30 protein-coding genes are annotated in these 23,282 nt (G+C 37.6%); 14 read left to right on the top strand and 16 right to left on the bottom strand.

The features are described from left to right. Positions 1–7 precede the first annotated feature (7 nt). The gene (locus tag BG04_RS15230; protein WP_013081789.1) at positions 8–487 is read left to right on the top strand and encodes a GNAT family N-acetyltransferase; all 480 of its coding nucleotides are present in this window, start codon (positions 8–10) and stop codon (positions 485–487) included. A 124-nt stretch (positions 488–611) separates the two neighbouring features. Here the strand turns inward: BG04_RS15230 and BG04_RS15225 are convergent, their stop codons facing one another. Next, entirely contained in the window at positions 612–1,148 is a 537-nt protein-coding gene (locus BG04_RS15225; protein WP_013055458.1) for a phosphatidylglycerophosphatase A family protein, read from the bottom strand. Between the two features lie 173 nt (positions 1,149–1,321). Between BG04_RS15225 and BG04_RS15220 the strand changes: the two genes are divergently transcribed. The 5 genes from BG04_RS15220 (at position 1,322) to BG04_RS15200 (ending at position 4,702) form a co-directional block, all read left to right on the top strand. Beyond that, on the top strand, positions 1,322–1,708 hold the full coding sequence (locus tag BG04_RS15220) for a hypothetical protein (protein WP_034654331.1): 387 nt from the start codon (positions 1,322–1,324) through the stop codon (positions 1,706–1,708). A 466-nt stretch (positions 1,709–2,174) separates the two neighbouring features. Further along, positions 2,175–2,900, top strand: coding sequence for an alpha/beta hydrolase (locus BG04_RS15215; RefSeq protein WP_013055456.1), 726 nt, complete (start codon positions 2,175–2,177; stop codon positions 2,898–2,900). 82 nt (positions 2,901–2,982) lie between these two features. Continuing rightward, on the top strand, positions 2,983–3,495 hold the full coding sequence (locus tag BG04_RS15210; RefSeq protein ID WP_013081786.1) for a YjcG family protein: 513 nt from the start codon (positions 2,983–2,985) through the stop codon (positions 3,493–3,495). Between the two features lie 5 nt (positions 3,496–3,500). Further along, positions 3,501–3,935 (top strand): GNAT family N-acetyltransferase, encoded by a 435-nt coding sequence (locus BG04_RS15205; protein ID WP_034654337.1) that lies wholly within the window; start codon positions 3,501–3,503, stop codon positions 3,933–3,935. An 89-nt stretch (positions 3,936–4,024) separates the two neighbouring features. Beyond that, entirely contained in the window at positions 4,025–4,702 is a 678-nt protein-coding gene (locus BG04_RS15200) for a DUF421 domain-containing protein (RefSeq protein ID WP_034654339.1), read from the top strand. 76 nt (positions 4,703–4,778) lie between these two features. Here BG04_RS15200 and BG04_RS15195 read toward each other — a convergent pair whose 3' ends face one another. After that, the gene (locus tag BG04_RS15195; protein WP_034654342.1) at positions 4,779–5,030 is read right to left on the bottom strand and encodes a hypothetical protein; all 252 of its coding nucleotides are present in this window, start codon (positions 5,028–5,030) and stop codon (positions 4,779–4,781) included. A gap of 378 nt (positions 5,031–5,408) precedes the next feature. On the opposite strand from BG04_RS15195, the gene BG04_RS15190 reads away from it, so the two are divergent. After that, positions 5,409–7,727 carry an ATP-dependent helicase gene (locus BG04_RS15190; RefSeq protein ID WP_034654345.1) on the top strand — a complete coding sequence of 773 codons (2,319 nt, stop codon included), beginning with the start codon at positions 5,409–5,411 and terminating at the stop codon, positions 7,725–7,727. 408 nt (positions 7,728–8,135) lie between these two features. After that, a complete protein-coding gene (locus BG04_RS15185) occupies positions 8,136–8,924 on the top strand; it encodes a M48 family metallopeptidase (RefSeq protein ID WP_230586588.1) in 789 nt (262 codons plus the stop codon). 47 nt (positions 8,925–8,971) lie between these two features. On the opposite strand, the gene spoVIF is transcribed toward BG04_RS15185, so the two are convergent. The 5 genes from spoVIF to BG04_RS15170 form a co-directional block, all read right to left on the bottom strand. Then, entirely contained in the window at positions 8,972–9,229 is a 258-nt protein-coding gene (gene spoVIF, locus BG04_RS15180) for a sporulation-specific transcription regulator SpoVIF (protein WP_013055449.1), read from the bottom strand. A 133-nt stretch (positions 9,230–9,362) separates the two neighbouring features. Then, complete coding sequence (locus BG04_RS29760; RefSeq protein WP_013055448.1) at positions 9,363–9,485, bottom strand: YjcZ family sporulation protein; 123 nt, start codon at positions 9,483–9,485, stop codon at positions 9,363–9,365. Between the two features lie 87 nt (positions 9,486–9,572). Beyond that, entirely contained in the window at positions 9,573–9,752 is a 180-nt protein-coding gene (locus BG04_RS15175) for a hypothetical protein (RefSeq protein WP_034654348.1), read from the bottom strand. A 61-nt stretch (positions 9,753–9,813) separates the two neighbouring features. Beyond that, the gene (locus BG04_RS30985; RefSeq protein ID WP_164797097.1) at positions 9,814–9,990 is read right to left on the bottom strand and encodes a hypothetical protein; all 177 of its coding nucleotides are present in this window, start codon (positions 9,988–9,990) and stop codon (positions 9,814–9,816) included. Positions 9,991–10,058: 68 nt separating this feature from the next. Beyond that, on the bottom strand, positions 10,059–10,445 hold the full coding sequence (locus BG04_RS15170; RefSeq protein ID WP_025749868.1) for a hypothetical protein: 387 nt from the start codon (positions 10,443–10,445) through the stop codon (positions 10,059–10,061). Positions 10,446–10,706: 261 nt separating this feature from the next. Here BG04_RS15170 and BG04_RS15165 point away from each other — a divergent pair, with 261 nt between their 5' ends. Then, positions 10,707–11,450: a BMQ_0737 family morphogenetic spore coat protein gene (locus BG04_RS15165; protein ID WP_034654351.1), complete on the top strand. Its 744-nt coding sequence runs from the start codon at positions 10,707–10,709 to the stop codon at positions 11,448–11,450. A 138-nt stretch (positions 11,451–11,588) separates the two neighbouring features. Further along, entirely contained in the window at positions 11,589–12,422 is an 834-nt protein-coding gene (locus BG04_RS15160) for an OmpH family outer membrane protein (protein WP_025749870.1), read from the top strand. 47 nt (positions 12,423–12,469) lie between these two features. On the opposite strand, the gene BG04_RS15155 is transcribed toward BG04_RS15160, so the two are convergent. The 5 genes from BG04_RS15155 to mgtE all read right to left on the bottom strand — a co-directional run bounded on the left by BG04_RS15155 (position 12,470) and on the right by mgtE (position 17,311). After that, complete coding sequence (locus tag BG04_RS15155; protein ID WP_034654353.1) at positions 12,470–12,805, bottom strand: DUF1360 domain-containing protein; 336 nt, start codon at positions 12,803–12,805, stop codon at positions 12,470–12,472. A gap of 77 nt (positions 12,806–12,882) precedes the next feature. After that, positions 12,883–13,395: a CotO family spore coat protein gene (locus BG04_RS15150; RefSeq protein ID WP_034654355.1), complete on the bottom strand. Its 513-nt coding sequence runs from the start codon at positions 13,393–13,395 to the stop codon at positions 12,883–12,885. Positions 13,396–13,612: 217 nt separating this feature from the next. Beyond that, entirely contained in the window at positions 13,613–13,744 is a 132-nt protein-coding gene (locus BG04_RS31660) for a hypothetical protein (RefSeq protein WP_256656518.1), read from the bottom strand. A gap of 172 nt (positions 13,745–13,916) precedes the next feature. Further along, the gene (locus BG04_RS15145) at positions 13,917–15,776 is read right to left on the bottom strand and encodes a monovalent cation:proton antiporter family protein (RefSeq protein WP_034654357.1); all 1,860 of its coding nucleotides are present in this window, start codon (positions 15,774–15,776) and stop codon (positions 13,917–13,919) included. 158 nt (positions 15,777–15,934) lie between these two features. Then, entirely contained in the window at positions 15,935–17,311 is a 1,377-nt protein-coding gene (mgtE, locus tag BG04_RS15140) for a magnesium transporter (protein WP_013081775.1), read from the bottom strand. 177 nt (positions 17,312–17,488) lie between these two features. Here mgtE and prpE point away from each other — a divergent pair, with 177 nt between their 5' ends. Continuing rightward, positions 17,489–18,229, top strand: coding sequence for a bis(5'-nucleosyl)-tetraphosphatase PrpE (gene prpE, locus BG04_RS15135; protein WP_013081774.1), 741 nt, complete (start codon positions 17,489–17,491; stop codon positions 18,227–18,229). A gap of 18 nt (positions 18,230–18,247) precedes the next feature. Here the strand turns inward: prpE and BG04_RS15130 are convergent, their stop codons facing one another. From BG04_RS15130 to BG04_RS15115, 4 genes are all read right to left on the bottom strand, one after another. Further along, a complete protein-coding gene (locus BG04_RS15130; protein WP_013081773.1) occupies positions 18,248–19,156 on the bottom strand; it encodes an RluA family pseudouridine synthase in 909 nt (302 codons plus the stop codon). Positions 19,157–19,170: 14 nt separating this feature from the next. Continuing rightward, positions 19,171–19,968, bottom strand: a complete 798-nt coding sequence (locus tag BG04_RS15125) for an NAD kinase (RefSeq protein ID WP_025749877.1) — start codon at positions 19,966–19,968, stop codon at positions 19,171–19,173. A gap of 61 nt (positions 19,969–20,029) precedes the next feature. Next, positions 20,030–20,665, bottom strand: a complete 636-nt coding sequence (gene yjbM, locus BG04_RS15120) for a GTP diphosphokinase (protein WP_014461566.1) — start codon at positions 20,663–20,665, stop codon at positions 20,030–20,032. A gap of 27 nt (positions 20,666–20,692) precedes the next feature. Beyond that, entirely contained in the window at positions 20,693–21,079 is a 387-nt protein-coding gene (locus BG04_RS15115; RefSeq protein ID WP_034654361.1) for a UPF0738 family protein, read from the bottom strand. Between the two features lie 216 nt (positions 21,080–21,295). Between BG04_RS15115 and BG04_RS15110 the strand changes: the two genes are divergently transcribed. From BG04_RS15110 to BG04_RS15100, 3 genes are all read left to right on the top strand, one after another. Then, positions 21,296–21,886, top strand: a complete 591-nt coding sequence (locus BG04_RS15110; protein WP_034654365.1) for a CYTH domain-containing protein — start codon at positions 21,296–21,298, stop codon at positions 21,884–21,886. Positions 21,887–21,890: 4 nt separating this feature from the next. Continuing rightward, positions 21,891–22,580 (top strand): lytic transglycosylase domain-containing protein, encoded by a 690-nt coding sequence (locus tag BG04_RS15105; RefSeq protein WP_034654368.1) that lies wholly within the window; start codon positions 21,891–21,893, stop codon positions 22,578–22,580. Positions 22,581–22,866: 286 nt separating this feature from the next. Next, positions 22,867–23,277 (top strand): globin domain-containing protein, encoded by a 411-nt coding sequence (locus BG04_RS15100; protein WP_013081768.1) that lies wholly within the window; start codon positions 22,867–22,869, stop codon positions 23,275–23,277. The last annotated feature ends 5 nt before the right edge of the window (positions 23,278–23,282 follow it).

The raw sequence follows: 23,282 nt of genomic DNA, 5'->3' as shown, positions 1-23,282 counted from the left end.
AGTGTGTATGGAGATTATCTATCGCACTGCAAAACTCGATGATTATACAGAAGTAAATAAAATATTAGGGGAATCACTAGAACTCCACGCAAATGCGCTTCCTTCTATGTTTGATAATCAGATGGCTGTTTTATCTCCGGAACAATATCAAGCTACTCTTTATTATGCAACTATTGATATTCTTGTAGCTCAATATCGAAATCAAATTATTGGGGCGTCTGTTGTTGAATTAAAATATAACCCTCCCACTACATTAGCTCCTCTTTCCTACACAGCGTACATCCAATATTTTGGCGTTAAGAAAGGCTTTCAAAATTATGGCGTAGGAAAAAGTCTTTTTTCTGCTACGAAACAGTGGGCTGTACAAAAAGGAGCAAGTGACCTCCAGCTTACCGTATGGGCATTTAACGAGAAAGCACGTGCTTTTTATGAAAGTCTTGGGCTGAAAAACTTAAGCTACCTTATGACTACTTCACTACAGCCATAAATCGTTCCATTAACGGAGACTAGACACGCAGGTGATACGTGCCTAGTCTCCGTTATTTAAATAAAAGACTAAATCATTCGGCGTGTTAATTTACGCAGCTTATATACATACTAAAAGAAATTTATTACGTAGCCGGATTGCCTTCTTGCAGCTGTTCTTGTTCATCACGCTGACGGTGAGCTAAACGACTTGCCGCACTAGAAGCCACGCTCGCTACTAAATCATCTAAAAAGGTATTAACTCCTTTTTCTTTTTTACAGTCCAGCTTTTCAATAATGCCTACTTTTACTTTATCTAAATAGCCAAAGGTCGTAACAGCGATACTGCCATAGGTTAAAACGGCACCTAAAGCAATCGTTTCGTCAACACCAAACAACCCTTCGTCTTGTTCTACAATACTTTGAAGAGGTTCTGATAATTTATTTTGCTCTGCTAACTTATCGAGTTCGATTCCAACTAGAAGCGCATGCTGAATTTCTCTCTTTTGCAGTACTCTCTCTACGCTCTCAGCGCATTCCTGAATGGTTAGAGCTGGGTGATAAGGAAGCTGTAAATCATACACAATTTCAGCAATATCTAAAACTGTTACGCCACGCTCTTCTAGCAAATCAAATGTTGCCTTTGCTACTTCTTTGCTCGTTGGGATTTTTTTCGCTGTCATGTCTCTCTCTCCTTTTCAAGTTGTTGTCTCTCTTTATATTAAATTCGATGAGAGGCGCTAAAAACCTTTTTTGTTTCATCCACCTGAATTCATAAACTCGTCACATATCTCTTTAGGCGCTCATTACATTTACTTGCTATAATAAAATTATCTAATCAGGAGGTTTGTCTACTGTGGAAGAAAAACAAAGTAAATTTAGCAGAGGCTTATTATTATTTTTCATTGGCGCAACAGCCCTTTTCTTTATCGTCTTAATCGTTCTGTTTCTCATGTCTACTTTTGGAAAAAGCGAAAAAGAAGCCGTAGCTCTTCTAGCAGGGAATCACTACGCTATCGTTAAGGAAGAGAATTCATATACTCTTTATGATCAAAAAGAAAACAAGCCTATTTTAGAAGATGTAAACGGCTATTTCGGTGCTCGCAATATCCGAAGTTATGTAAAAAATGATACACAATTGGTTTCGATTGATGAAAAAGAAGAAGAATATACGAAGAAGCCGCTAGAAAAAGCCACTCAAGCAGAAAAAAATATGTTTAAAAAGATGAAGAAATTAGATTAACGAAAAGAGGCTTGGAAAAAAGTAGTGTAGCCGAAGTAAAAAACGAATCATTAATCAAACTGTTTGATTAATGATTCGTTTTTTTGTTAAAGTAGACGCAGATTTTATCTCTTTCGTTCCTTCTAGCAGTTGATTGGAGAGCAAGGCGAAGACTCCTGTGGAAACAGCGGAACAGGTGAGACCCCGCAGGAGCGCAAGCGACGAGGAGGCTCACGGGCCGCCCGCGGAAAGCGGAGTCTTGCACGGAAATCAACTGCGGTCGAGCAAGCTGGCCAGATTCTATATCCAGATTATTCGTGTTTGGATGAAATTCATTTCGTTATGTCCCAGCCTCTTTTTTAGCAACGCATGCCTCTTTCTCGTCATTCGCTAAAAAATTCGTTACAATAAAATAAAGAACGGTTATTAGAAAATGTGTTACAATAAAGGTAACGCTTTCATTCAAATGCATAGGAGTCGATTATTCATGTCAGAAAGTAAGCGGAAGTTAGAAGAAATTTCTTTTTATAGTGACGCACTGCAAGAAGATGTCACGTTACTAGTCTATTTGCCGTCAAACTATTCTACGCTCTATAAGTATTCCTTACTTATTGCCCAAGACGGAAAAGATTATGTTATGTACGGACGGACACCTCGTTTAATTGATGATTTAATGAACGAGTCGGAAATCGATCGTACTATTTTTGTTGGAATTCCATATAAAAGCGTGGAAGACAGACGCGATAAGTATCATCCAGAAGGAAATCAAGTAGATGCTTACATTCGCTTTTTAGCACATGAACTTGTGCCATTTTTGGATAAAACATATCCTACATATCAAATGGGAAAATCACGTGTTCTAATTGGTGATTCGCTTGCTGCTACAGTTTCACTGCTGACGGCCATTGCGTATCCTCACACGTTCGGGAAAGTAATTATGCATTCTCCTTTCGTGAACGATGCTGTATTACAAACGGTCAACTCATTTGCTTCTCCTTCACTTCTGGATTTGTATCATGTTATTGGAACTGAAGAAACGGCTGTCAAAACAACACAAGATGGTATATTGAATTTTATTGAACCTAACCGCCTGTTGCACGAACAAATGAAGCAGCGTGGATATTCTGTTTTCTACGAAGAATTTAATGGAAATCATACGTGGAAATACTGGCAAAAAGATGTAAAGCGGTCGCTTCAATATATGTTGAAGTAGAAAGATATCATATTTTTTGAAAATTTGTTATAATAAGCTCGCTTTATACATATTTTATGATCTTACTTTGGAGGGATTTTTTATGAAATTTGGCGTTGTACTTTTTCCATCTAAAAAATTGCAAGATGTAGCGAATTCTTATCGAAAGCGCTATGATTCTCACTATTCATTAATTCCGCCTCATCTTACATTAAAAGAAGTCTTTGAAGCTACAGAAGACCAAATTGATGAAATTGCGGCTAACTTGCGTAAAATTGCCGAAGAAACAAATCCATTTACATTAAATGTAACGAAAGTAAGCTCATTTTCACCAGCTAATAACGTTATTTACTTAAAAGTGGAACAAAAGCAAGAACTGACGTCACTTTACAATAAACTTCATGAAGGCAATCTCGAACAGCCAACTGAATATTCATTTATTCCCCATATTACAATTGGTCAACGCCTTTCAGATGATGAGCACTTAGATGTGTATAGCCAGTTGAAGCTTGTAGATGTCGCTCATGAAGAAACAGTGGATCGCTTTCACTTAATGTACCAGCTTGAAAATGAAACATGGACTGTGTTTGAAACATTTCGTCTTGGAAAGGGATAAGATACGTGAACATCAAAGTACTAACGAACAAACAAGATCACTCTGATGCTTACTTCGTACGTCAAAAAGTATTTGTAGAAGAACAGCAGGTTGATGTGGAGCAAGAAATCGATGAATACGATTCCGAAGCCCTGCATTTAGTTGTATACAAAGGAACTGCACCAATTGGGGCAGGACGCTTCCGTATTGTAGAGGACTATGGAAAAGCAGAACGAATCTGCGTTCTTTCTTCTTATCGAAAAGACGGTGTAGGAAAGCTTTTGATGGATAAGTTAGAAGAGCTCGCAGCAGAGCATGAGATTGAAAAGATTAAGCTGCATGCTCAAACGCATGCGGAAGGATTTTATAAAAAGCTAGGCTACGTAACGGTTTCAGGTGAATTTATGGATGCTGGAATTCCACATGTAGAGATGGTAAAGAAACTAAGTAAAAAACACTAGGAATTGAACCTGGTGTTTTTGCTTTTTTAAAGGATAAGAACCTTTGCTTTGCTTATACTAATACCTAATCATGTGAATTAGGTGAAAATATGGATGAACTTATCGGAATTGCATTAGAACTCTTTATCGGATTTATCTGCCTGTTTATTTTAACTAAATTTTTAGGCAGAGCGACGATCACTCAGCTTACCACTTTTGATTTTATCTCTGCTCTTGTATTAGGAGAGTTAGTAGGAAATGCGCTATATGACTCAGAAGTAGGAATAGGCAAAATTTTATTTGCTGTTATCTTTTGGGGAGCGCTTATTTATGTCACCGAAGTTATTACTCAAAAAAATATTCGCCTGCGTTTGTTTTTAGAAGGACGGCCCTCTATTATTATTCGAAAAGGGAAAATTTCGTACAAAGAACTTAGCAAAAATCGATTGGATATCGATCAGCTTCTTCATATGCTTCGTTCAAAAGACATATTTTCCATTCGGGAAGTTGAATATGCGATTTTAGAAACAGATGGATCACTAAGCGTATTGCCAAAATCTGATTATGCTAAGCCGACAAGAAGCGATCTACAGCTGCCTCCTTCTGAACCCGTTTTATCTATCGCCTTCGTCAGTGATGGACGTTTGCTTTTGAAAAACTTGCTTCAGTCAGGCTTTGATGAAGACTGGTTAAAGACACAGTTGAAAAAACAGGGATTTACCGATTATAAACAGGTGCTTTATGCTGAATGGCAGCAGGGCAGTACTCTTTTTATTGAATCTTACTAAGATGTTTTTTACTTGTTCATTACTTTGTTAAAAAATCGTGAGCGCATTCATTCTGCTGCGTTCACGATTTTTTGTATTAGACACGTGTATTAATCACTAGGCCCTTATTTGTTAGCTTGCTGTATACACGCTCTGCTGCTTGAAGCTTTTTTCGCTTTTGTACTGAACTTGGCGTCAATTCCAGTAAGTGAGAACGCGAATCAAACTCTTCGTCAAAGCTTTTTTTCTCAATAGACCAAATACGATTTGAAAAAGAAGCATTATTTTTTTGAAGGCGATTTGCATATTGAATAGATTGATAAGGCGTGACGGGCAGTATATATCCCATATGAACCCTCCTCTTTTTCAAGATACCTTCTACTCCCAGACCTCAGTATTTTTCTCAAGAAGTATCGACATTGAAACAGCTTACTTAAATCCTCTACTTTAGACTTGTTCAAAACAGATGGCACCTTGTATCTATACCGCCTTTTTTGAACATATGTGATGTCTTATTCAATATATACCCTTTTTTACATCCTATCCCTCCAAAAATATCCGTGCTCTTTTTAAAAAAAGGTGATTTTGATATGATAGACTTTGACTATAAAACAAAAACTGTGCGTATACACACATCTATATCGATGTAGAACGAGAGCGGCTTCTTGCTTTAACTCCCTCTTATTTACTATTGATTATTCATGTTTTAAAAAGGAGGCCATGTTTTTTGCAACGTGCACTTTATCAAAATCAGATACTTAATCTTGCTATAACGGCTAGAGACCGATTTCAATATTTATATGAAGCTAGTCTCCGAGGAGAAATAACGTGTGCTCACTGCGGAGAACCAGTTAAATTATATCTGGGGATTGAGCATTCTCCTTACTTTTATCATGCTCAAGTTCCCCATGAAAGAGAAGAGTGTTCAGACATACTATCAGAAACAATAGCTGTGCAACAAATAAAAGAAACTCCGGCTGAATACAGAGAAACCAATGGATTTCGTATTCCTAAAGGACGAGCTATTGGTGAGAAAAGTTCAACTGTAAAAGAGAAAGCGACATGGAGGTCTTCCGCACCTTTTTCAAGTGTTCCTGCTTTTCGCTTAAAACCAGCTGTTCCTAAACACTCTGACTCTCCTTATTTAAATGAATTTAAAGAGAGCGGTATTGAATTAGATTCGAACCAATGGAAAGCTGTTACACATTCAGAAGGACCGCTCCTTATTCTAGCCGGTGCAGGCAGCGGAAAAACGCGTGTATTAACAGCTCGCACCGCATATATGATACAAGAAAAACAAATTGATCCAAAATCCATTATGCTGGTGACTTTCACGGCTAAATCAGCTAAAGAAATGAAAGAACGATTGGCTACATACCCAAAGATGTCCGGCTTACATCTTCGTCAAATGCTAGTTGGAACTTTTCACAGCATTTTCTTACGTATGATTGTTCATCATAATCCTCAAGCGTGGCAAATGGACCGCCTGCTAAAATGGGATTGGCAAAAAGAACAGATTGTGAAAGAAGCAGCAAGAGAGCTCCACGTGGATGAAAAAGATTTTCCCTTTGATCAGGCCCTTCAGCAAATCGGCTATTGGAAAAACACGCTTGTTGGCGTGAAAGATGTTCGCCCAAAGGACAAATGGGAACAAGATGTGCACTTTTTATATCGTCGTTATGAAGAAGTCAAAAAGCAAAAACAGCTATTCGATTTTGATGACATGCTGTATGGATGTTATGAAATGCTAAAACAAAATCCCGATTTACTAACTCGTTATCAAAAAAGGTTTCGCTATTTTTTAATTGACGAATTTCAAGATATCAATAAAGTTCAATATAAAATTATGAAAATGCTAAGTGAAGGCTCTAAAAACTTGTGTGTCGTAGGAGATGATGATCAATCAATTTACGCTTTCCGCGGAAGCGACCCTTCGTTCATTTTAAACTTTGAAAAAGATTTTGCTAATACAACTGTTATTACGTTAAACCAAAATTATCGTTCAGCTCATGCCATCGTTTCTTCCGCGAATAAAGTCATTGCACGAAATACAGCGCGCCGACAAAAAGAAATGGCTGCCCAGTTTGATAATGAGTTGCGACCTACCTTCTTCTTTCCATATGACGAGGAAGAAGAAGCAACAATGATTGTAACGGATATGAAAGAAAAGATTAAGCAAGGAGCTTCTCCAACTGACTTCGCGGTCTTGTACCGAACTCACGCTTCTTCACGCGCCATCTTTGAACGTTTATCGCAGTCAAACCTGCCATTTTCAATCGAACAAGATGCAGATTCGTTTTATAAAAGACGAATGGTTCGAAGTTTACTTTCATTTCTACGTTTGAGCGTGAATCCAAATGACGCAAGTTCGCTGCAAGATTTAGTAAACGCACTCTTTTTAAAGAAAACAGCAGTCAACGACTTAAAAGCAGCAAGTATTCTTCATGATGGTACATTTATTGATGCGCTTGAATATCTTCAAGATTTAAAACCATTTCAGCAAAAAAAGCTCAAGAAAGTAATTCCTTTATTCAAGTCGCTAAAATCAATGTCTCCTTCTTTGGCACTTGAGACGATTTCTAAAGATATGGGATTCGACGATTTTGTCAAAAAACGCGGAAATGAAGGAAATATGATGGAAAAAGGTTCGGATGACGTGCGGGATTTAAAAGTTGTAGCACGTAAATTTAAAACCGTACCTGAACTGTTAGAGCATGTGGATCATATGATTGCCATGAACACAGAGATGAAAGCTTTAAGCAAGCAATTTAATGAAAGTATTCAGCTAACCACAATTCATCGAGCAAAGGGTCTTGAATATAAGCATGTATACGTACTGAGCAGCGTAGATGGCGGATTGCCTCATGATTATGCACTCGAAGCTTATCGAGGCGGAGATGATGTGCCGCTTCAAGAAGAACGCCGCCTTTTATATGTAGCCATGACGCGTGCACAGAATTCACTTTACTTATCTGTTCCGCAAACTAGAAGAGGTAAAACCGCTTATCCTTCAAGATTCCTGAAGTCGTTTATAAAAAAAGTGTAAAGGAAAAACAGGCTGGGACAAAAGTAGTTTCATTAAATTGCAACACGAACTATCTATCATAAACGGATAAATAGTTCGTGTTTTTTATAATCATGGTGAACGCAGGTGCTTCTAGCTGTTGGTTGGAGGACAAGGCGAAGACTCCTGCGGGCTCATCGGCCGCCCGCGGAAAGCGAAGTCTTGCACGGCAAGCAACAGCGGTCGAGCAAGCAATCCAGATTGCTTGTCTTTAAATTTGATTCCTGTAGTTATGTTTCAACCTCTTTTTCTTACTTCATGCTAGCGTCCATAACTAATATTCTCATCATCTATTATTAACCAAATATTCCACTAAGAGGTAGATATTCATAAGTGGATGCGTTACACTACGTTATGTACTGTACTACTATATTTTAGGGGGCTCCATTATTGAACGCAAAGCTTATTCATGAAAATGAAAAGATTTTTTTCATTCTGTGTATGGTTATTAGCTTATTAACCTATTTCTTTTTAATTATTTCATTCGTTGGTATTATTTATCTTGTAATCGGTTTTTTAATTACATTTATACTCCACGGTTTCTCTATTGCTCAAATTCGCAATAATGGAGTTAGATTGACAGAGAAGCAGTTCCCGCACACTTATCATCAGGCAAAACATCTATCTTCAGAGCTGGATTTAGAGCTGCCCGATATTTATATTGTTCAATCAGGCGGCTTGTTAAACGCGTTTGCTACACGTTTTTTTGGACGTCACTTTGTTGTTTTATACTCCGACATTGTTGAAATGATTGAAGATAATCAAGAAAAAGAACTTTCTTTTATTATTGCCCACGAATTAGTTCATATCAAACGTAAGCATACACTCTACCACTCACTTATTCTACCTGCTCTTTGGGTTCCTTTTTTAGGAAAAGCTTACTCTAGGGCCTGTGAATATACGTGTGATCGCATAGCTTCCGTTGCGATTGGTGATGCAAAAGCTGCCACTCAAGCACTCACTATACTTGCGGTTGGCCATTGTCTAAATAAAAAAGTAAATCAGAAGGAATTTGTTCATACGCACTCACAGGAAAAAGGTTTTTTTATGTGGTTGACTCAAGCTACTTCAACTCATCCCCCTCTCGCTCATCGTATTAAAGAAATTAATTACTTAGCACAGCATCCGGAACTGTTTGATCTTGATTCTAACGCATTTCAAACAAATGAAATTGCATAAATAGAAAAAAGCCCTGACACGTCAGGGCTTTATATAAAAACATTGAATTATTTTTTCTCATTTAGCATTTTAGCGATGGTCGCAAAATCAATGGATTGATTATTGTTTGCAATCGCCTTAACAATTTGTTCTTCTTTTTGTTTTGAAATTGGCTTATTCGCAATTTGTGCTACTCGCTTCACAATATTACGCACCGTTTGCTCATCTTTAAAATTAGCATTTTGTACAGAATTCGCAAGTTCAAAAATATCCTTCATATTAACGCCTGTTTTCTTTTCTATATTTTTAAACATATTATTATCCATTTTGCATGACCTCCTTTATTTATACTTCATCGTATGCACCATGTGCCTAGATGGTGCCCTTTACATTTAATAAAAAAATAAAGTGCGAGTGAAACTTCACCCGCACTTTTCGGTGCCTTATTCATAGAAGGGATTAATTGTAAAAACAAACACAACCAACAATAATTAATAGAATGAATAATACAACGATTAACGCAAAACCACCGCCGTAGCCACCACCGTAACCACAACCACCGTAGCCAAATCCGCAGCCCATAATATTACACCCCCTCTGTTTTACTCTCTATACTGTATGTTCACTCAAATGATTTTGTATGGGCTTTTCAACTGTGTACATTAAATTTCATTGTCCAAACGGATCTTCAGCATCTTGCTCATCAAGTCTTTTTACATTTTGCTGCAGTTTCCTCTCTTGCTGTTCCATCTGCTTTTCTTCTTTTTCTACTTCTTTCATTCTCTTTCGATGTTCTCCCATCATATGCTGTTCAAAAAAACGTTCAAATTCATTGAAAAAATCCGGCATCTCTACACCTCTCTACACTCTATGTAAAAAAGCATTGTCCGAGTGACAATGCTTCTATTGCTTATCGCTTTGGTAACTTTGAACCACAGCCGCAACCACCTTGTTTTGGAGAAGGGTACTGGACTGGCTTAGGAATAGACTGCCCTTTCTTTACCGATTGTTTTGTCATTGGTTGTGGATGATAAGGCAGGGGCTGAGGGTATTGATTAGGATTATAATTATAATGATAATACATCATGTTTTCCCTCCTTTTCACAGCATCCTATCTATAACATTATATTCAGGACTAAAGAAAGACGTTCTATCTTATTTGTCCATTTTGCGCTGCATGGACAAAAATAAATCCGTGCTGTTTTTTGGCTTTCTTACTCTTGATCTTTCTCCTCCCTTTTGCTCTGTCACTTCACGCAGCCGTTTTTGCAGCTCTTGAATGGTTCCTTGTGCTTCATGATTGTACTGTACAATGGACTGTTCGGTTTTTGATTTTTGTTCATTAACACATGCTTTAAGCCAATCTATTTTTTCCTCTAGTTTCCTTTTTTCTTCTTCATGCTTTTGCTTTAATTCCGCTAACTCTTCCTTAATATCTTCATGTTCAAATTCTTGATGCTTGAATTTTTGATATTCTTCTTTATAAAAAGCCAGTTCTGACTTCAATGAAGCAATATATTGTTTTGTTTTTTCCTCACTCATGCCCTTCACTCCTCCATTATAAATAACCCACTACTTCTAAAAAATCAGTTAAAGATGAATAACACTTTTTATTAACATGAATATGCTGTAATTGAGTTTATTATTTCCTTCATTTTTTATGCTCGCTCCAACTAGAATTTATTCCGATAAATTCCGCTTTTACTAAGGAACATAAAAGCAGGTCATTCATACACTATAGTAGTCCGATACCTAGTAACGAAAAGCGTAAAGGAAGGACAATTACAATTAGGAGGTTTAAAAATGGGAGAACTTTTTGAATCATTATGTATCCGCGTGCCTAAAGTGTACGACTGGGTTAGACGTCAAGTTGTTTTACCACAAATCTTTACGAATGACACTTCATTATTTGAAGAAGAAGCACTTAAAGATTTAGGGCATGACGTAGAAGTAGAAATTATTTTAACAGATAGTGACGGTAAACCTGTGGATCCTTCAGATGAAGATGCACTGGATAAAGTAATTGAACTTGTGCCACACGGTGGTCGCCGCGCTAGAAAAATCGTGTTACCGGATGGAGAAGTGGTTATTCTTCATGAAGTTAGATTGTCGATCAGTGGGTTCTACAAGATTAAGTTAATGGATTTAGGTGGTCATCACAAACATCATGAAATTATTTCTTGTAATATTCCATGGAAGACACATCAAACGTTTTACCTTTGTGCTCCAGAAGGCACAGAGCCAGTTGTTCACCTTGATTCTTTTGAAGGATCCGGCGGTTCTATCAGATTGTCACACTGTGACTTACAGCTGTTAAGCTTTGAGCTCGTGTTATGTTTCAGTGTACAAATCGAAAAAGATGTTAAAATTGAAGTGGAAGGCAGCTTCTGCTACCCTCGCCCTGAAATTATAGATGCAGCTAGCGGTTGCGCACCTGTTGAATATCCACCTCAATGTGAAGCGATTTTCCCAGGAAGACGTCACCATCACGATGATTGTGAGGAAAGTAGCAGCTACGAAAGTTCTTTTGAAACAGATTTTGATTAATTAGATACCATCAGAGGAGAATATTTCTCCTCTTTTTTCATCGTTTACAAGCTTTGTGCATACATATAAATAAAACTGCTGTGGGCAGCTCAGGTTTACAAACTTAATTCATAGCTCAGCAGGAAAGGAGACTACTAGATGAGTCGTAACTCCCCTTCCCCTAAAGATGATTTAACTCAATTAAAACAAAAGCTCATTCACTATAAATCGGAAATTCGGCACGTACAAAACCAATTAAAAAGCTATGAACGAGCTTTGGAACGAGAAAAAGAAAATACATCGTTTTGGAAGAAAAAGCACGCTGAGACGCTTTCTACATCTGAAAAAGAAGTAGAAATTGAAGGATTAGAAAAAGAGCTGGATTTACTAAGAAACGAGCTTTCTGAACAAAAAATTATTGCAGAAGCATTTCGGGAAAAAGCCTCGAGAAAACAGCCCGTTATTGAAGAAAAGATTGTGGAAAAAGTAATCGAAAAAATTGTGGAAAAACCTGTGGAAAGGTTCGAAAAGAGTGATATCCTCTGTTTCTTTCAACATTCTATACTGCTGCCGGAACAAGATGAAAGCGAGCTGATGATATTCGGCAACGTAATTATTCAAAATCAAACGAGCAGTACTTTACGCTCTCCGGTGCTTTGCTTAAAAATGAAACCCACTGCTTCGGCTATATTAAGCGGGAAGATCATTGATGAAAAAGACATTGAAGTTTCCAGTATCCCCTCTTCTTCTTTAGAATGGCGCTATGCTCATCCAAAATGGAACGAAAAAATTCAAAATGACGGTGAATATTGGATCAAACCTATTAAGCAAAATGTATTAAAGCCAAAAGACAAATTACTATTTGACTCTTTTCAAGTAGTCATTCCGCTGTCCTCCGATACGACTTCATTTATTCTAGAAGGCTTTTTTTATAGCGAAGAGTGGCAAGAAGGCATCCCTTTTTTTAATAAAGTAGTGCTAAATTTCCCTTAATTATTAAAAGACATATTGATGTTCAATATGTCTTTTAACTCGTCCATTTATTTCATAAATGATTCTATAATTCCTGCACATCCTGCAATAGCTAAGATTGTAATGATAGGAATAGCAATATGCGGGAACGCTACATAACTAAAATAAATCCCTACCGCACACCATATGCCCGTACACCAATAACAGCTGAGCAGCTCTCCAATCCACATTTGCAGTCCTTTCCCTTTTATCTCTAGATAAGTTACCGTATTTCCTTGTTCATCTTGATCTTCTACAATTTTATGAAACGGTTTACGAATAAACGCTGTGATTTTATCAAAAACAATTAGACGAGTAAGTCGAAATGTTGCAAAGACAAATAATGTTAGATAAATCCATGTCATTTTCATTCCTCCGTGCATTCACAAACTTATGAAAATAAAAGCTAACGTGCTTCTTCACTGTTAGCTTTTAGAGTTACTTAAATTTTAATGATAGATATGGTCTGAATATCATGAAATGTCAATACTGTTTTCTCTTTATTAGGAGGAACGCTCACGTATAAACTTCCTTCTTTTAATTCTAAAATTGTTCCTATATATTTTTGGTTTTGACACGTAATTTCACAAATTGGCTGAGACATATGAGGCGGGAAACTGCATAGAAAATCAACTTTTTCTTTAATCGTCATAGACTGAAACATTTTATTTGGCTTTTTAGTCTCTGATTGCGGTATATCCACGGGAACAATTGAACGCTCTTCCTCTTTTTCTTGCTTAATCTCTTCCACTTTTTCTACGTCAGGCTCTTTGACTTCTTGAATGGAAGAAAAGCTGGGCTCTTCTTTTAACACGTGCTCTTTCTCTATTCCTTTATTGTCTTGCTGTTTTGAACTAAAATAATATTGCATAGAACGCTGATTTTGCGTAGCGTTTGGCTGGACAATGTACATTAGCGGCTCGTTTTCTTCTGACTTAGATTTTGAGTTAGTCATGAAGCATACCTCCAATTGCTTGTTATCGTTCTTTTAAAAATGTATGCTTGAACACGGAAAAACTTGTTTATTTTTTTGCGGTAGCCTTTTTAACACCAAAAGCAGCGCTGTACTTTTATTTCCAGCATTTGAGAAAACACAATAAAAGAGGTTGAGACATAACGAAATTAATTCAATCTAAAGACGCACAAATGGGACACATGAGCTGAACCGCTTATTACACCGCAGTTGACTTCCATGCAAGACTTCGCTTTCTGCGGGCGGCCGATGAGCCTCCTTGTCGCTTGCGCTCCTGCGGGGTCTCCCCTGTTCCGATTTTCCCGCAGGAGTCTTCGTCTTGCCCTCCCATCAACTGCTAGAGAGAGCTAAACAGATGAAACTAATTTTCAAGACAACAAAAAAACGAACCACTAATCAAATATTTTGATCAATGGTTCGTTTTTCACTTCAGCTAAAATAATTTTGTCCCAGCCTCTTTCTCTCATTCAATAACATAGAAAACTAAACCTACCTAGATACCTTTATCTAATTTTATACTCAAGAAGCATACGCAATTCATTCACATATGAACGAGACCCCGTTACAATCAAACGATCATCAAATTCAAGCTCTGTATCGCCATGAGGTACAATGGAATCTTTGCCTCTAAAGATTCGAACAAAAATCACATCTCCTGTAAATGGGAACTTACGAAGCTCTATCCCCTCGTATTTAGGGTTACGCATATTAATTTGATAAAGTGCTGTTTCTTGATTCGTTAAGATATTTAAAATATTTGGCGATTCGATTAAAGCTTTTAGCAATGCAGTCGTAGATAACAGCACAGAAAAAACTTCAATGTTATTTTCTTTCATCTTTTCATCTAATACAGGACTTTCTACGCGGGCAATAACCCGTTCTGTACCATATTTTTTTGCAAATAGAGCAATGTCGCTATTTCTTTCTTCTTCCCCTGTTGTTACGACTAATACATCCGCATCTAAAATCCCCATACGCATTAAAGTTTCCTTACTATATCCATCGATGTCCACGATATTAAAAATGGAATCCGACGTACGGTTTTCAATTTTGTCCTGAGTAGGATGATAAATCGTAACATCATATAAATCAAGATCCATTTCTCGAATAACCGGGAGTGTAAATTGATTTGCCCCGAGCATATTAACCTTCAGCTTTCTGTCACTGATTTCTGGCTTTGGAAACAGCTTTCTAAAGATAATAGGTGTAATAATACATGTAATAATCGCCACCAAAATCAGCGCACCGGACATTTGTGAATCAATAACACCAATATTTTCACCAACCGTTGCTGCCGCAATAACGAGTGATAAAGTCGATGTTAAAAGAAAACCCGATGCCAAAACGGTTTTCATATCATACCATTTTCTTAAGATTAACACTGGGACTAGCTTGGATATCAACAATGCAATGAATAATAAAGGCATTAATATCAGCACTTTTTTATCACTGAACAATGACCAAACATCAAGCTTCACTCCTACCATCACAAAAAAGATAGGAATTAAAAATCCATAGCCAAACGAATCTAATTTATGAACTAAGTTTTTGTTAGGAGCTAGAAGAGAAACGAGTGATCCCGCTAAAAACGCGCCTAAAATGTTTTCAACACCAATTGACTCCGAAAGGCCCACCAGAATGATAATGAGTGCAAATACGGCGCGCGTGTCGATTTGAATTGTACCTTTAGACATTGTTTCAAGAAACGATCGGTTTTTAAACTGCTTCCCTATGAAGTATAAAATCACTCCTACTCCAAATAAAATTAAAATCAACCACGTATTGCTATTTCCTGATTTATCATAGACGGAAGCAAATACGGCTAGTAAAATCATCGTGACTAAGTCCGCAATAACCGCAATCAATAAAATGGTTTGTCCAATCGGCTTTTTCATAATCTGTGCATCTTTTAATGTCGGCACTACTACTCCTAGTGAAATGGTAGAAATAATAAGCGTCATCAAAAAGGCATTATCAATAAAACCTGTCCATACAAAAACATAGGACAAAAATAGTGAAACGGCAAAGATAGCTGCAAACACTAGTATAGAAATGGAAAAAGCATTTGGCACCTTCGCTCCTGAAGCCTTTTTATCTTTTGAATTTCCTCCAGCAAAAGCAGAAAAATCAATTTCTAAACCACTTAAAAACATCAAAAAGATAAAGCCTAGAGTGGAAAGTGTTTCAAGCCACATATCCTGCTCCACAAGGTCAAAACCACTTTTCCCTATAATTAATCCCATAATAATTTCAGCTACGACTACAGGTATAATGTTAAGTTTAAACCGATGCAACAGTATAGGCGTTAAAAAGGCCAAACTAATGACGATAACAAGTGATGTAAAGGACGCGTGCTGTTCCATTAGATCCCCCTCCTTTTACCTTCGCTATTTATAAAACGAAGACGTTAGTATTCAAAATTAAAGGTTAATCATAAAAGCTTGAAGGTTCTCTGTCAACTATATGAACTAATACTGAAAATCCGACATGATTACTCATGCCGAATTCTAACGTCCCTTCATTATTTTAAATAACTCATAAATGTTGTCGCTAGACCGAAGTAAATTAAAATACTGATAAGATCATTGATCGTTGTAATAAATGGTCCTGATGCGACTGCAGGGTCAATTTTGAACCTGTGCATGAGAAGCGGGATAAACGCTCCTGCAAGTGTAGCCACAATCAATGTTGAAAATACAGAGACGCCTACCAAAGCGCCTAAAATAAGATCCCCTTGCCAAATATAAACAATTAATACAACTAAAAGTCCACATGATGCGCCTGTAATCATTCCGGTAGCTGCTTCTCTGATTAACAGCTTAAATTTGCTTTCTTCTTCGATTTCTCCCGTCGCTAGTCCGCGAACCGCAACGGCTAGTGCCTGTGTTCCTGTATTACCAGCCATACCGCCAATCAAAGGTATAAATACAGCTAAAATAGCTACTTGATTCAACGTATCTTCAAAACGTCCAATTAAACTCGCTGTCATCATTCCTAAAAACAGCAAAATGATAAGCCAAGGCAGCCTCTTTTTGGCCGCTACTAAAGGATTGTGGTCAATCGTATCATCTACATCACTAATACCGGCTAATTTAGAATAGTCATCCGATGCCTCTTCATCAAGAACATCCATCACATCATCAACCGTAATAATCCCGAGAAGATGCTGCTGAAAATCAACAACTGGAAGCGCAAGAAAGTTGTAATCGCGCATAATACGCGCAACTTCTTCTTGGTCTTCCGCTACTGATACGGATACGACTCGTTCATTCATAACTTCGCTTATCATCGTATCTTCATCTGCTATAATTAAATCACGAAGAGAAATAACACCTGCTAGATGCTTTTGTTCATCAATAACAAATACATAATAAATTGTTTCCGCTTCTGGAGCTTCCCTGCGTAGAATGTGCATGGCTGAATGTACGGTTTGATTTTCACGAATGGCCACAAATTCAGTCGTCATAATACTTCCAGCGGTATATTCCTCGTAATGAAGCAGCTCTTTAATTTCATCGGCTGCTTCTTCATCCATAATCGTTAAATAGCTCGCCACTTGTTCTTTATCCAATTCATTTAATACGTCAACGGCATCATCCGCCGACATTTTCGACAGCATGTCTGCTGCAAAATTGGGATGCATCTCTGAGAGAATTTCTTGATAATCTTCTTCTCGTATCTCTACATTTTCAAAGATATCCGCCATTTCTTCCGGAGATAACATCTCGTACAGCGCAAATCTAGAAGGCTCATCTAATTCTTCAAAAAATTGAGCTTGGTCATACGTATGCATATGTAAAAATTCTTCACGAAATGCATCGATTTCATTTTTTTCTAAAAGTGATAATAAATGTTCGGCGAACCATGCCTTTTCTTCTTTTTCAATTGAATCTGTCATGTCTTCAACCTCCCTGTCGCACAAAACTCATTTAACTTTATGATGAATTTTGTTTTTTTTCAACTCCTAGCTCTTTACTCTTTTCCCAATAATATATAAGTTCTACACATAGTTTGCTCCATATAAGGGTAATTTTATATCGTCAAAGGAAAAACCTTTTAAGGATGTGGATAAAAGATGAAAGTAGATATAATAGGCGATATCCATGGGTGCTATGATGAATTAAAAGCGTTAACAGAAAAACTTGGGTATGAGTGGCAAGACGGGATTCCTGTCCACTGTGACGGAAGGCGCCTTGGATTTGTAGGTGATTTAACAGACCGAGGACCTCATTCACTAAAAGTGATTGAGCTCGTATGGTCACTTGTAATAAAGCATCAGCAAGCTTACTACTGTCCAGGCAATCACTGCAATAAGCTATATCGCTTCTTTTGCGGTAACAAAGTGCAAATTACTCATGGATTAGAAACGACCGTTGCCGAGTACGAAGCTTTACCTTCAAGAGAACAGAAATTCATTAAAAAAAAGTTCATTGAGCTTTATGAACAATCACCTCTATATGTGCAGCTTGATCAAAACCAATTAATTATTGCTCACGCCGGTCTTAAAGCTGAATACATCGGCAGAACGGATAAAAAAGTAAAAACCTTTGTGCTATACGGAGACATTACGGGTGAAAAACATCTAAACGGCATGCCTGTCCGACGGGATTGGGCCAAACATTATAACGGAAAACCGTTTATCGTGTATGGGCATACACCCGTAGTAAAAGCCAGAAAAATTCATAATACCATTAATATTGATACAGGCGCAGTTTTTGGAGGGGCTTTAACGGCGTTTCAGTATCCTGAAAGGAATATTATATCGGTGCCTTCATCTATGCCTTACGTAGAGGAAAAATTTAATCACTTCGTGTAAAAAGAAAGTCGCTTTTCATTAAAAAAAGCGACTTTCTTTTACGATTTGAAGTTTCTGCATATCTGGCGGCAAAGGTGCTGTAAAAGACAAAGTTTTTTGTAAAAAAGGATGAAAAAAAGTGAGCTCATAGCTGTGAAGAGCTTGACGAGAAATAAGATGATTCGTTCCTCCATATAAGGTATCTCCAAGCAGTGGATATCCTTTATAAGCCATATGAACACGAATTTGGTGAGTTCTCCCCGTCTCAAGCGAAAGAGCAACTTCTGTAAAAGAAGAATACTGACGAAGCGCCGTATAGTGTGTAATAGCAAACTGCCCATCTTCTCTTACTTCCCGTTCGATGATACTTGACTCTTTTCGGCCAATCGGTGCCTCTATCGTTTCTTTGCCAACAAGCTTCCCATGAACAAAAGCTCGGTACACGCGTTTAATTTCATGTTCTTTTTGTGCTTTAGAGAATAAGTAATGAACGTGCCTATGCTTAGCGACAATAAGCAGCCCAGATGTGTCTCGGTCCAACCTATTTACAAGATGAACAGTCGAGTTAATGTTATTTTTCTCATAATAATAGAGCACAGCATTACTTAGTGACCACGTTAGATGTTCTCGAGAAGGTATACTTGGCATGTTTGGCTGCTTATTCAACACTAATATATACTCATCTTCGTATACAATATCCAAAGGTATAGCTTTAGGAAGAAGACTTTCACTTGCTTTTTCTGGTGGAAACGCCACCTTAATTTCGTCACCTTTTTGCAGAATATATCGAACCGTTGCATGCTTTCCATTTACTTCAATTGCTCCTCCTCTGAACTTAATGTCCGTCAGAGAAGCTTTGGAAATATCATGTTCTTTTAAAAATTCACGAACCGCTACACCCTCGAAAGAATGATCTACGGTCCAACTCAACGTAAAAACTTGTTTCATTCTCTTCCCTGCCTTTAATCATCACATACAAAAGAGTCTCTGACACGCTGCCAGAAAGGAAACGCACGAAAGCGAGCAAATCGAATTTTTTCGCTTGCTACCCGAAATTGAATCGACTTTACATCTTTATGTAAAAGAGTTAAATGATCAATGGTGATTTGAAAGTCTGCGTCGTTGACAGGCTTTAACAGCGCTGTATGATGTCCAGGAAGAACCAATGGAGAACCTATCGTACGGAACACTCGATTGTTAATAGAAGCCATTTCAGCAATTTGAATAGCTTGAAGCGAAGGATGTAAAATCGCGCCTCCAAGGGATTTATTGTAAGCTGTACTTCCCGAGGGAGTGGATACGCAAAGGCCGTCTCCTCGGAATGTCTCAAATCGCTGCCCTTTAATTTCCACATCCATTACTAAAGAACCTTCTACACTTTTTACCGTACATTCATTCAGAGCTAAGTATCGAGCTTCGCGTCCACCGTTGGTGTAGCGAATAATCACTTCAAGCAGTGGATACTCTACAGTCTGATAGGGTGTCTTTGCAATAGCAATCACCAGCTTCTCAATCTCATCAGGTGTCCAATCTGCGTAAAAGCCTAAATGGCCGGTATGAACCCCAATAAAAGCCGTCTTGTCAAGTCGGTTTCGATAGCGGTGAAACGCGTAGAGAAGCGTTCCATCCCCTCCTACTGACACTACAATATCAGGCTGGTTTTCATCATATTCTAAATGAAAATCTAATAAATACGTTTTCATTTTTTGCATAAGCGTATTTGATATTTGGTTGCCTTTTGATGTAATAGCAAATTTTATTTTCTCCACCTAATTCTCTCCCCCTATCCATCCAATGTACAAAGCTGTTGCTGAGTCATACCTAAGATTCTTCCGCCGATTCTTTTTTTCGTGAGAAAATAGCCTGAGCTTCTTGAATCTCACCTCGTATTTGAGACATTTCTTCATCGAGCTGAGTAGCTGCTTCAGAAGCACGCTGAAGTCGCTTTTTGATGTTCTCAGGAAATTTCCCGCTGTACTTATAATTTAAAGAATGCTCAATTGTAGCCCAAAAATTCATAGCCAGTGTACGAATTTGAATTTCCACTAAAATTTTCTTTTCACCTTTAATTGTTTGAACAGGATAACATACGACCACATGATATGAACGATAGCCGCTTTCTTTTTTATGAAGAATATAATCTCTTTCTTCAATCAATTCAAAGTCTGTTCGCTGACGAAGAAGCTCTACGACCGCCTTAATATCGTCCGTAAATTGACACATCATACGGAGTCCCGCAATGTCCTGCATCTCTTCCTCTAAGCGATCGAGAGAAATTCCTTTTCGAGTCGCTTTATCCAAAATACTGGCGATAGGCTTTACTCGTCCCGTAACAAATTCAATAGGTGAATGCGTAGATTTCATATCATATTGTGAACGAATTCCTTTTAATTTCACCTTAAGTTCTTCAACGGCTTGTTTATACGGTGCTAAAAATAAATCCCAATGCCTGATCATTAATAACACCCCCCTTTTTTCTCTCTATTACTTATTTTCTTTATCTAAAAAAACTTCCTCTACCCTTGCTACCATCTCGTCTCCATAATTCACATTTCCTTCGATGTTACTGATGAGATAAGATAGCTCTTCTTTAACGGCTGATAGCTCAATTATTTTCTTATTAATTTCTAAAAATACTTTCATATCTTTATGTAAGACGTGCTTTAAATTTGCCCAAATATTATCACTAAGGCCAACATACATAAATTGATCATTAATATCTACAACATATACAAATGACATGTTATCTGAGTCAACAAGCATTTGTTTTGTATCTTCCAATTGTTCAATTTCCGTCTCAATAGGGTCTGCTTTTAAATGTAATTCATTTGATTTCATCACACAGGTAGTGATGTCAATTCGATTGTGCATAAATAAACTCCTTCCAACTATACAATTCGTTACTATTTTAACACATTCCAGGAACGTTTAATAAAGGTAAAACCTAAACAATCCGTATTTCTTCATTTCCCAAGTTCTCCATATGGATATTCCTGTTAGGAAATGTAGTTTGACTGTCTCAAAAAGTGTGATAAATTAAGATGGAAAGTGCCTTACCAAAAGACCTAAATTAAAAGGATGATTTCATTGAAACAAGAAATTGAAATTGAATTTAAAAATATAGTAACGAAAGAAGAGTTCGATCGTCTCCGCTCACACTTTCAACTAACTGAAGATCAGTTTGTCTCTCAAGAAAACCACTATTTTGATACACCTGCTTTCTCATTAAAAGACTGCGGGGCTGCCCTGCGAATTCGAAGCAAAAAAGATAAGTCCGTGCTCACGCTCAAACAGCCTCATCAAGAGGGTCTTTTAGAAACACATGAAGCATTAACAAATGAACAAGCTAAAGAATTGCGAGATGGCAGCGCCAAGATTCCGTCAACAATTCAACAGCTTATTACTGATTTACAAGTCGATAGCCATGCGCTAACTTATTTTGGCACTTTGTGTACAAGTCGAGCAGAAATTCCATATAAAAACGGGTTACTTGTACTCGATCATAGCTTTTATCTAGGTGCTGAAGATTATGAACTTGAATACGAAGTAACCGATGCCAATGAAGGAGCAAAATATTTTGAGCAATTGCTTACGGAGCTTGATATTAAAAAGAAACCAACGGAAAACAAAATTCGACGGTTTTACAAGCGAAAGTATACGTTAATAGATGGAGAATAAATTCATGAGCATGAATATTAACAATTACATGTCTTCCGTTCAATTTCCTGGAACTCAGCCATTTTCAGTTAACAACCAGATGCCAACAGCTAACGTGATGCTTGGTACAACTTTACTCTCTGTATTTGCTCAGCTTTTTCAAGACTACGTCAATCAAGAGCCTCAAATGAGTACCAATCTTTACTTGAAGGCAGCGCAGATGTTTCCATCTACGGCGGTTCAAATGCAGTCCAAGCCATCTGTTTCTTCCTCAGGTAAGGCAGCGGCTTCAAATTCTGCCTTACCTGCACAAAAAAATGAAACGGCAAAGGCCAGTTCTCAGGATGTACAAACGATAATTACAGAAGCAGCTGCACGCTACCAGCTGGATCCTAAACTTATTCGTTCTGTTATTAAACAAGAATCAAACTTTAATCCATCTGCCAAAAGTTCTGTAGGAGCGGCTGGGCTTATGCAGCTAATGCCAGCAACTGCTAAAGCTCTTGGTGTAGAAGATCCGTATGACTCCAAGCAAAATGTATTTGGAGGAGCCAAATATCTTCGACAAATGTTAGATAAATACAACGGAAACGTGAAATTAGCATTGGCGGCCTATAATGCTGGACCAGGTAATGTTGATAAATACGGCGGAGTCCCCCCTTTTCAAGAAACGCAAAAATATGTAAATAAAATTATGTCTTCTTATCTTGTTTAAATGAGCCAAATCATTCACCACTCGAACATAGAATGGCTGTAGTTTGTCGAGGTTACACTATATAAATAGAAGGAAACGTTTGTGAAAGTATTCCTTTGTTTCTCATAATTAGTGATTCGCCACAGCATCATAGACTTTTCTTATGTAAAATTCCACTTTATCTCTTTTCCAGTAGAAGAAGTAAGCGGATAGTTTGAGTTAACGAAATGACACTGCTAAAATTAAGGAAAGTAAAAAACACCAAAGAGTTAAGACGTATATTTCTTATAACAAAGGAGTTATCAACATGAGAGAAAAAATCCACTCCCCTTACGAATTATTAGGCGGTGAACATACGATTTCAAAACTTGTTGATGCTTTTTATACACGCGTTGGAAAACATCCTGAGCTCGCGCCAATTTTTCCTGATGATTTAACAGAAACAGCACGAAAGCAAAAGCAATTTCTGACACAATATTTAGGAGGACCTTCGTTATACACTGAAGAGCATGGTCACCCTATGCTGAGAGCTAGGCATCTTCCTTTTGAAATTACACCGTCAAGAGCCAAAGCCTGGCTGACGTGTATGCATGAAGCAATGGACGAAATTAATTTAGAAGGCCCTGAGAGAGATGAACTTTATCATCGTCTTATTTTAACTGCCCAACACATGATTAATTCACCGGAACAGACAGATGAGAAAGGATTTTCACATTGAGTAAT

It is taken from the genome of Priestia megaterium NBRC 15308 = ATCC 14581 (assembly GCF_000832985.1).
Classification (GTDB): Bacteria; Bacillota; Bacilli; order Bacillales; family Bacillaceae_H; genus Priestia; species Priestia megaterium.
The sequence above is the reverse complement of the archived record's forward strand: the minus strand, read 5'-3'. Positions and strand labels throughout refer to the sequence as shown.